This window comes from Endozoicomonas sp. ONNA1 (assembly GCF_024606325.1).
GTDB lineage: Bacteria > Pseudomonadota > Gammaproteobacteria > Pseudomonadales > Endozoicomonadaceae > Endozoicomonas_A.
Genome location: NZ_JAHHPN010000132.1, coordinates 23,267 through 32,173 on the forward strand (window position 1 = coordinate 23,267; position 8,907 = coordinate 32,173).

Here is an 8,907-nt window from a genome sequence, read left to right on the forward strand (position 1 = left end):
CTCTAAAAACCATGGATAGGAGTTGTACCATGTCTGCAAGGATGCTGAGCACGTTGGCTCTCGTTTTTTCTCTGCTGTTGACAGCGGGTTGTTCGACCACCTCTTCCCAGACTCAACCCCAGAAGCCTCATTGGTCTGACTGTGTAGCCAAAGGGGGAGCGGTTATGGGTATCCCCGGCGCGGCTTACAATATAGCAACCGGTGGTACTGCCTTTGTAGCCGGTGCACTGATAGGTGGCACAGCCTGCGCCCTGATCGACCCTGTTGCTGAGCGCGATCGCCCGATGGGCATTCCTGTTTTAGTAGGAATGTCCACCGTTCACTTTGACTTTGACTCTCCGAAGCTGAGATTGGGCGATCTGGAAAAGCTCAACATGCTTATTGGCCAGCTGGATCAGGACAGCCACATCGAAATTGTTGGCCACGCTTGTGAGTCAGGTTCCCGCTCTTACAACCAAGAGCTTTCTGAGAGAAGAGCCAAGGCCGTAAAAGACTACCTGATAAGCAGAGGAATTTCTGAAGAGAACATGACGGTAAGGGGTGAAGGTGAAGATTACCCGGTACGTGGTAATGATACAGAAGAAATGAGACGGGAAAATCGCCGTGCTGAAATCATGCTGAAATGATATCGGCTGACAACCGAAACCCCGGCTTGCCCGGGGTTTATTTTTTCGGCAGTTTAGGGAGCTAGCTCATTGATCCTCAGCAATCCGGCTGGCCACCGCACTCTTCTGTTCTTTGTATTTTGCATCTTTCCGTTTGTTGTAGGGACGGGCTGCGGTACCACTCATGGTCTCAAAATTAATGGCACCAATACCCATTCCGGGTCTTAGAGCCAGTGGCAGTTTTCCACCATTAAAAAACTCCAGTACAATCTGGCCACTCCAGCCCGGGTCAATGCGGTGAGCGGTGACATGCACCATCAGACCCAGCCTCGCCAGAGAAGATCGACCGTCCAGCCAGCCAACAATATCACCGGGCAGGGTAATGGATTCACGGGTGACCGCCAGAGCCAGCTCTCCCGGGTGGAGGAAGAAAGCTTCACCATCATTCAGGGTGATCTCCTTGCTCATGATGGAGTCCAGCACCCGATTAATCTCTTCTCTGGGGCCACTGATGTCCACAAAGGGGGCTGCATGATCGTTGAAAACCCTGAAACTGTTGCCCAGAGTCAGGTCAACACTGACCCCACTGATCTTGTCTGAGCCCGGACAAGGCTCAATCATGATTTTTCCACTGTCCAGGTAAGCTTCTATATCCCGATCACAAAGTCTCATGGTCTATTTTTCCGGCAGCTGGAAGGAAGTGTCTGAACCACAACCCTCAGAAATGTTATCAGATGATATTATACGTGCCCGACGATCATTGGCGGTAGCCCTCTCCCCGCTTTCTTTACTGCAACTGCTTTTGTTAATAAAAGCCACTAAAATGGCGGTGATTGTTGCCAGTAAATAAGGTCAGAATGAACGTTTTAGTAGTTTATGCCCACCCGAACCCACAGAGCTATAACGCTGCACTGTTCAGGCTGGCTTGTGAGCAGTTAGCTCTGGCCGGACACAATGTACACCCTCTGGATCTTTATGAGATTGACTTTGAAGCACGGATGTCCTGTGAAGAAAGAGTCAACTATATGACCAGGGACAACACCAAAGGGGTCGAAAATCAGGCTGCCAAACTGAAGTGGGCACAAGCGGTGGTCTTTGTCTATCCCACTTGGTGGATGGGACCTCCAGCGATTTTGAAAGGCTGGCTTGACCGGGTCTGGCTGCCGGGCGTTGTGGCAACCTACGGACCCAACGGCCTGGAACCCGGTCTGACCCAGATTAAAAAGTTTCTGATCATTACCACCCAGGGATCATCCCAATGGCGGATGGCCCTGGTGGGCAACCCGCCCAGAAAAATGTTCAGGCTTTCACTGAAAGCCGTATCCAGGTGCAAAGATATAAAGTGGCTGGCGCTGTATAACATTGACAAAACGACAGAGGAAGATCGAAAACAATTTATGGAAAAAGTCAGTAAGCACCTGCAAAGCTTCTGAAAAACGGGGGAGTGAACACTCCCCCGGCCTGCTCAATCATCACTGAACGAGATAGTCGGCGCCTTGGGCTGGTTGGCATTCTTTAACGCCAGTTCAGCGGCCACCCGCTTGGCCATATCCCTATAAATCATGGTGATCTGTGAGTCAGGCTCAGAAACCACCGTCGGTGCTCCCTCATCAGACTGTTCACGAATCATCATGGAAAGAGGCAGTGAACCCAGCAGATCCACACCAAACTGGTCGGCAATACGGGCCCCACCCCCTTCACCAAACAGATGCTCGGTATGACCACATTCAGAGCAGGTATGCAGGGCCATATTTTCAACTACACCCAGCACCGGAATATTGACCTTGTTGAACATTTCGATGCCTTTTTTTGCATCAATCAAAGCCAGATCCTGTGGTGTGGTCACAATAATACTGCCAGTGACGGGTACTTTCTGAGCCAGTGTCAGCTGGATGTCGCCGGTACCCGGAGGCATATCGATAAACAGGTAATCAAGGTCATTCCAAAGTGTCTGGGTCAGCAATTGCTGGAGAGCACCGCTGACCATCGGACCGCGCCAGACCACCGGAGTATCTTCTGTCACAAGAAACGCCATGGACATGGCCTGAATACCGTGGGCCTCAATGGGTATGAAGAACTTTTCATTTTTAAATTCCGGACGGGTTCCATCGGGCAGTCCCAACATCATCCCGATACTGGGGCCATAGATATCGGCATCCAGAATGCCCACCCTGGCACCTTCTGCCGCCATAGCCAATGCCAGATTAACGGTCGTTGTGGACTTACCCACACCGCCTTTTCCGGAAGCTACTGCAATAATATTTTTAACACCGGACATGGCTTCCAACTCACCCTGAACCGGCGCACTGGATACGCTCCAGTTCACAGAGACCCTGGCACTTTCAACACCGGGGAGGTTTTCAATCTTGGCTGCCAGTAATTGCTCAATACCTCCTCTGAAGCCTTCTGCCGGGTAGCCCAGTTCGACTGTCAGGGTGACTTTACCCAACTCGATGGAAAGCTCTTTGATACAACCTGCAGTAACCAGGTCCTGCTTCAGAAAAGGATCGTGATAACCTTGAACAGCGGCTTCAACCGCAGCACGATCTAAGACACTCATGGGCGTCAGACTCCAACCGTTAGAATGGCCGATAGACTAATGATTTCGTTATTATTCTTCCAGTAAAAACCGAATTTAACGACGACTGGATAATGATTCTTTCAACTTTTCAAAAGCAGAGCGACCCGAATCAGGATCAATGCCCTGCTCTTCCATTGTTTTTCGCAGAGTCTGTTCAGCCTGCTCATCCGCAACCCTTACCGCTTCTTTTGAGCGACTGTCTTCAATGCCTTTCATGATGGAAGCCTCAAGATCCTCACCATCAAGAACCCGGTTGCAGAGAATGTTGTAGTTCCGCTCAAAGATAGGGAAAGCGACGCTTTGTTCTTCACTTCGCAGGGTCATCCAGCCCGTTTCCCGCGCCGCCAGATAAACGGCAATGTGAGACCAACGAGCGTCACGGCTCTGCTCCGGCGCATAGCAGGCTTCATAATAGGCTTGCAGAGGCTTTTTCAAGCCCATCTCATCATGATGCAACTTGCAGTGCTCACGTATCTCACTGAGATCAGGAAAAAATTTAGTGGTATCAAGAACTTTTTGCCCGGCCCTGACAATCCTCGCAGGCTTGAACTCGCTGAGCCCCTGAATCCAGACCTTCTTCGCTTCCACCAATGATGCATCGGTTGGAAAGGCTTTTTTAAATTTTAACGGGAAGGCCGCTTCCAGCATGGTAAACAGGGTATTAATGGCATACTTCGTCTGCTGAGCCCTATGCAGGGCTTCACGACTGGTCGTCTGACTCGTCGAAGTCGAACTGGAGTCCGTCTGCCCAGCTGGTGTCTGTAAGCTTTTCGACAGTTGATTTATGAGTTCTTTGCCCTTCTTCACTTTGACCCCGCTTCCACTGATAGATCACATGGTTCTTGAACTTATTCTGCCAGGCTTTGCGGGCTTCTCCCGTTTCCAGCCAATAGAGCTTGAATTCCGGAAGTTGGGCAAGAGAAAAGTCCGCAGGAATGCCATGGTGCACCTCAAGAAACTCTATGTAGACTGCATCAGGAGCAAAATCTTCAGGCAAAGGTTGTACTTTGGCACCCTCCGCCAGAGTATTCGACTGGGCGACTGGCGATCCACTCGTCTGCCGGGCGAATACCGGATGTTCTTCTCCACGTTCCTGGGCAAAATCCTGAAATGGAGACCTGTCTCCGGAAGCCCACTTTCTTCGCAGTTTTTGCTTCTGGCGTTCTTCGTCAGTCATGAAATTAACAATACCTGCCTTCCCGGCCACGGTCTACCGGTTGTAATAATGAAACAGCCCTGTGCTGCGAGGAGCCTGAAGCCAGACCGGACAGAACTCATTTACCCCGCGGAATCTTTCCATGTTTCCAACGAGGTGCCGAGTATTCTAACGCCAGAAAAGCCGGATTGAATAGCGGTATTTTTACTTTCTTCAGATGGTCTCCACCCAGACCTGATTTATCAGGCACTGGCGACTTTTCCTTCGAAGCCCTTAAGCGATCATACTTTTCGGGGGGAACCAGAATTTCGCCTTAACACGAGTTTCAGTGGCTATTGATTTGAAGCAGTGTTTATTACTAACAGACCCGGCAACAAGGCACCCGGGCAGAAAAAGATCTGTACTACCGGCCGGAATAATAATCTGTTTTCATTGCTGAAAACTATTATGTAATTGGCTCACTTCTTGGTCCACTATGGCCATAAATTTATGGACTACCGCAGGCATTTCAACTGGATCATCAGGAATATTGGTCGTTTGTGCCAATTTTTCCAACGCATTTTCTGCAACTATTTTAAAATAATGTGGCTGAAAAGATTCTAATGACTTCTGCAAGTATTGAATAAGCGCTGGCATAGCCATTACAAATTGGCTGGCCGCCACCGAAAGCTTCAACCGTATATCGATGCCAGCTGCATTAGCTTGTATGGAACTACTCGAGAGTACTACGACAAGAAGCAGGGTTGCAATTCGCATTTGGAAGCCCTTTATAATCAATGATGATTGTGCATTGTAGGCATCAATCGGGCAAAAGCCGCTCTTTCTTCAACTTTCCCTCACATTGCATCGGGCGTGCATACTCAAAGACAGCTGACCCTTTTCTTAAGTCTTAGCCTAAGTAATAAGAATTATCGTATACTGCCCACCTTCACTCTCTTTCAACTTTCCAGCAACACAGTACTCGAATGAGCCAACGTAAAATACTTGTCACCAGTGCCCTGCCCTATGCGAATGGTCCTCTGCATATGGGACACCTGGTGGAATACATTCAAACCGATATCTGGGTTCGTTTTCAGAAGCTATTCGGCAACCAATGCACATACGTCTGCGCCGACGATGCTCACGGCACCGCTATCAGTCTGCACGCTGAAAAGCAGGGCATTACGCCAGAAGAGTCTGTCGCCCTGATCAACAAAGAGCGCATCCATGACTTTAGCGATTTTCTGGTGGAGTTTGATAACTACCACTCCACCCACTCTGAAGAGAATCGCAAACTGTCTGAAGCCATTTACCTGAAGCTCAAGGAAAATGGCCATATTGCCAGCCGCAACATCACTCAGGCTTTCGACCCTGACAAGCAGATGTTTCTGGCGGATCGTTATATCAAAGGTGAATGTCCAAAGTGTGGTGCTGATGACCAGTACGGTGATAACTGTGAAAAGTGTGGTGCCACATACTCACCAACCGACCTGAAAAATCCTAAGTCGGCTATTTCCGGTGCGGTTCCTATAGAAAAGGAAAGCGAGCACTTCTTCTTCAAGCTTTCAGACTTTGATGGTTTCCTGAAAGAGTGGACTCGTTCCGGCACCATTTCTGAGGAGATTGCCAACAAGCTGGCCGAATGGCTGGATGCGGGCCTGCAAGACTGGGATATTTCACGCGACGCACCTTACTTCGGCTTTGAAATTCCCGGCCAACCCGGAAAGTACTTCTACGTCTGGCTGGACGCTCCCATCGGTTATATGGCGTCTTTCGAAAACCTGTGCCAGAGAAGAGACGATCTCAACTTTGACGATTACTGGAAAAAAGACAGTGACTGCGAAGTGCATCACTTCATTGGCAAAGACATTGTCAACTTCCACTGTCTGTTCTGGCCAGCCATGCTCGAAGGCACAGGTTATCGCACGCCAACGTCCGTTAATGTTCATGGTTATCTGACCGTGAACGGCGAAAAAATGTCCAAGTCCCGTGGTACCTTTATTACCGCACGGACCTATCTGGAGCACCTGGACCCTGAATACCTGCGCTATTACTATGCAGCCAAACTGTCCAGCCGTATTGATGATCTTGATCTTAACACTGAGGATCTGGTACAGCGGGTTAACTCTGACCTGGTCGGTAAAGTGGTTAACATTGCCAGCCGAAATGCCGGCTTTATCAAGAAGCGGTTTGGCGGAAAACTCTCTGCCAACAACATAGCCCCTGAGCTGGCATCGGACTTCCAGAAGACCGGAGAGCACATCGCTGAGCTTTATGAAAGCCGTGAATTCGGCAAAGCCATGCGTGAAATCATGGCTCTGGCTGACAAAGCCAACGCCTGGATTGACGAAGTGAAGCCCTGGGTCGTTGCCAAAGAACAAGGCAGGGATCAGGAACTGCACGACATCTGCTCTGCCGGTATCAACCTGTTCCGATTGTTAATGATCTACCTGAAGCCGGTTCTGCCTGCCATGGCGATCAAGGCAGAAGCTTTCCTGAACATCGAGCCTTTGCACTGGACCGACAGCCAGTCCCTGCTGCTGGATCACGAGATAGCCAAGTTCAAGCCTCTGATGACCCGTGTCGAGTCGGATAAAGTCGAAGCCATGATTGAAGCCAGCAAAGAGGTACTGGCCAAAATGTCTGAGCAAAAACCTGCCGAAACATCTGCCTGCAACGAGTGGCTGGAAAAAGAGCCTGTAGCAGAGCAGATTACTTTCGATGACTTTGCCAAAGTGGATCTGCGCATTGCCAAAATCATCAATGCCGAACTGGTAGAAGGCGCTGGTAAACTACTGCGATTGACTCTGGATATTGGCGAGGCAGAGCCTCGCAACATCTTCGCTGGCATAAAGTCAGCCTATGCCCCGGAAGCCCTGACCGGAAAGTATACGGTCATGGTCGCCAATCTTGCACCTCGAAAAATGAAGTTTGGCGTGAGTGAGGGGATGGTTCTGGCTGCGGGCCCCGGAGGTGAAGATCTCTGGATTCTTGAACCCCATGAAGGTGCCCAACCCGGAATGCGTGTCATGTAAACCAGTCACGTTTATTAACCTCCCCCACTGACCTGAATAGTGGGGGACTTCCATCAGGCTGATACCGGCCCCCCATGAAGACACCGAGATCAAGGAGTATCGCTTGCTTTTTTCTGACCTGGCACTGCATGAACGACTGCAAAAAGCTCTGACTGAAAGAGATTTCAGCAAGGCCACCCCCGTCCAGGCGACAGTGATCCCAAAAGCACTGGATGGCAAAGACCTACTGGTCAGCTCCGAAACCGGTAGTGGCAAGACGATGGCATTCCTGCTGCCTGCCCTGAATCATTTCCAGAACACTCCAGCCCCGCGCTCCGGTACCCGAATGCTGATTCTGGTGCCTACCCGTGAGCTGGCCAGACAGGTTCTGGAAGAAGCAGAAGCCCTGGCTCGCTTCACCCAGATCAAAGCTGGTCTGATTACTGGTGGTGAGCCATTTCGTCATCAGGTCAATACATTAAGAAAGAATCCGGACATTCTGATCGCCACGCCGGGTCGCCTGCTTGAGCACATGGAGAACAACAATACTGACTTCAACGATCTGGAATACCTGATTCTGGACGAGGCAGACCGTATGCTGGACTTTGGTTTCAGTCCAGACATGCTGAAAATTGCTTCTGAATGTCGCCCGGATCGTCAAACCATGCTGTTTTCTGCCACCCTGCAGCAAAAAGGGATGGGTGAACTGATTGACCTGGTTCTGCGGGAACCTGAATCCCTGACTTTAAATACGGCCAGAGAGAAACATGAGAATATCCACCAGCAGATCATGCTCAGCGATGATCAGAAGCATAAGGAAAAACTGACTCGCTGGTTATTGGAAAACGAACGTTTCGAGAAAGCCATTGTTTTCACCAATACCCGTAACTTTGCTGACCAGCTCTGCGGCTTCCTTCGCTACAGTGATCTGAAAGCCGGGGTTCTGCATGGTGAAATGGATCACCGGGAACGAAAAAAGATGATGGCCATGCTGGCTACAGGCCAGATCACTATTCTGGTGGCCACCGATGTCGCAGCCAGAGGTCTGGATATTAAAGGCATTGATCTGGTCATTAACTTCGATATGGCCCGCAATGGCGATGACTATGTTCACCGCATTGGCCGCACCGGCAGAGCCGGTGAGAAAGGTCTGGCCATCTCCCTGATTGGACCTAATGAATGGAACCTGATGTCAGGCATTGAGCGTTATTTGAGAACCCGCTTTGAAAAGCGTTCAGTCAAGGAGCTAAGAGGCAACTGGAAAGGCCCTAAAAAGCTAAAAGCTTCCGGAAAAGCCACAGGCAGCAAGAAAAAGAAGACCTCCTCGGCGGACAAGACTAAAGCTGGCAAAACACGGCAGCGCGACAAAAAGAACGTGGGTAAGCGCAGTAAACCCGCTAGCCGGGCCACTACAGAATCGGTTGATGCTGGTTTTGAGCCATTAAAGCGCAAGAAAAATTAAACTCTTCTGAGCCACCATGAGAACGGGTTTTCTTAGACTTTGGTTTAAGAAAACCGCTCTAGCAGCCTGTCGGACTTAAGGCTGTCCTACTGCGGTTGCAATAAATTGGT

10 protein-coding genes and 1 pseudogene are annotated in these 8,907 nt (G+C 50.0%); 5 read left to right on the forward strand and 6 right to left on the reverse strand.

All coding sequences use genetic code 11. From position 1 onward, the window contains the following. Positions 1-29 precede the first annotated feature (29 nt). Positions 30-626: an OmpA family protein gene (locus KDK19_RS03140; protein WP_257280127.1), complete on the forward strand. Its 597-nt coding sequence runs from the start codon at positions 30-32 to the stop codon at positions 624-626. Positions 627-692: 66 nt separating this feature from the next. On the opposite strand, the gene dcd is transcribed toward KDK19_RS03140, so the two are convergent. Then, a complete protein-coding gene (gene dcd / locus KDK19_RS03145) occupies positions 693-1,277 on the reverse strand; it encodes a dCTP deaminase (RefSeq protein ID WP_257280126.1) in 585 nt (194 codons plus the stop codon). Positions 1,278-1,305: 28 nt separating this feature from the next. On the opposite strand from dcd, the gene KDK19_RS03150 reads away from it, so the two are divergent. Together KDK19_RS03150 and KDK19_RS03155 are read left to right on the forward strand one after the other, a co-directional pair. Continuing rightward, positions 1,306-1,455: a hypothetical protein gene (locus KDK19_RS03150; RefSeq protein ID WP_257287895.1), complete on the forward strand. Its 150-nt coding sequence runs from the start codon at positions 1,306-1,308 to the stop codon at positions 1,453-1,455. 7 nt (positions 1,456-1,462) lie between these two features. Next, positions 1,463-2,038 (forward strand): NAD(P)H-dependent oxidoreductase, encoded by a 576-nt coding sequence (locus tag KDK19_RS03155; RefSeq protein WP_257280124.1) that lies wholly within the window; start codon positions 1,463-1,465, stop codon positions 2,036-2,038. 32 nt (positions 2,039-2,070) lie between these two features. Here the strand turns inward: KDK19_RS03155 and apbC are convergent, their stop codons facing one another. From apbC to KDK19_RS03180, 5 genes are all read right to left on the reverse strand, one after another. Next, the gene (apbC, locus tag KDK19_RS03160; protein WP_257291320.1) at positions 2,071-3,165 is read right to left on the reverse strand and encodes an iron-sulfur cluster carrier protein ApbC; all 1,095 of its coding nucleotides are present in this window, start codon (positions 3,163-3,165) and stop codon (positions 2,071-2,073) included. Positions 3,166-3,240: 75 nt separating this feature from the next. Next, complete coding sequence (locus KDK19_RS03165) at positions 3,241-3,993, reverse strand: replication protein P (protein WP_257280122.1); 753 nt, start codon at positions 3,991-3,993, stop codon at positions 3,241-3,243. Next, the gene (locus KDK19_RS03170) at positions 3,887-4,363 is read right to left on the reverse strand and encodes a DnaT-like ssDNA-binding domain-containing protein (RefSeq protein ID WP_257280121.1); all 477 of its coding nucleotides are present in this window, start codon (positions 4,361-4,363) and stop codon (positions 3,887-3,889) included. Before KDK19_RS03170 ends, KDK19_RS03165 begins: the two co-directional genes overlap by 107 nt. Positions 4,364-4,460: 97 nt before the next feature. Further along, positions 4,461-4,592 (reverse strand): hypothetical protein, encoded by a 132-nt coding sequence (locus KDK19_RS03175; protein ID WP_257287896.1) that lies wholly within the window; start codon positions 4,590-4,592, stop codon positions 4,461-4,463. Between the two features lie 179 nt (positions 4,593-4,771). Then, positions 4,772-5,098 (reverse strand): hypothetical protein, encoded by a 327-nt coding sequence (locus KDK19_RS03180; RefSeq protein ID WP_257280120.1) that lies wholly within the window; start codon positions 5,096-5,098, stop codon positions 4,772-4,774. Between the two features lie 200 nt (positions 5,099-5,298). Here KDK19_RS03180 and metG point away from each other — a divergent pair. Further along, positions 5,299-7,356, forward strand: a pseudogene (gene metG, locus KDK19_RS03185) (methionine--tRNA ligase); the annotation flags it as partial. Positions 7,357-7,459: 103 nt separating this feature from the next. After that, positions 7,460-8,797 carry a DEAD/DEAH box helicase gene (locus tag KDK19_RS03190; RefSeq protein WP_257280119.1) on the forward strand — a complete coding sequence of 446 codons (1,338 nt, stop codon included), beginning with the start codon at positions 7,460-7,462 and terminating at the stop codon, positions 8,795-8,797. Positions 8,798-8,907 lie beyond the last annotated feature (110 nt).

Coding starts and splice junctions, on each gene's coding strand:
- KDK19_RS03140 (WP_257280127.1), top strand. CDS start 30: ATGTCTGCAAGGATGCTGAGCACGTTGGCTCTCGTTTTTTCTCTGCTG.
- KDK19_RS03180 (WP_257280120.1), bottom strand. CDS start 5,098: ATGCGAATTGCAACCCTGCTTCTTGTCGTAGTACTCTCGAGTAGTTCC.
- KDK19_RS03155 (WP_257280124.1), top strand. CDS start 1,463: ATGAACGTTTTAGTAGTTTATGCCCACCCGAACCCACAGAGCTATAAC.
- apbC (WP_257291320.1), bottom strand. CDS start 3,165: ATGAGTGTCTTAGATCGTGCTGCGGTTGAAGCCGCTGTTCAAGGTTAT.
- KDK19_RS03170 (WP_257280121.1), bottom strand. CDS start 4,363: ATGACTGACGAAGAACGCCAGAAGCAAAAACTGCGAAGAAAGTGGGCT.
- dcd (WP_257280126.1), bottom strand. CDS start 1,277: ATGAGACTTTGTGATCGGGATATAGAAGCTTACCTGGACAGTGGAAAA.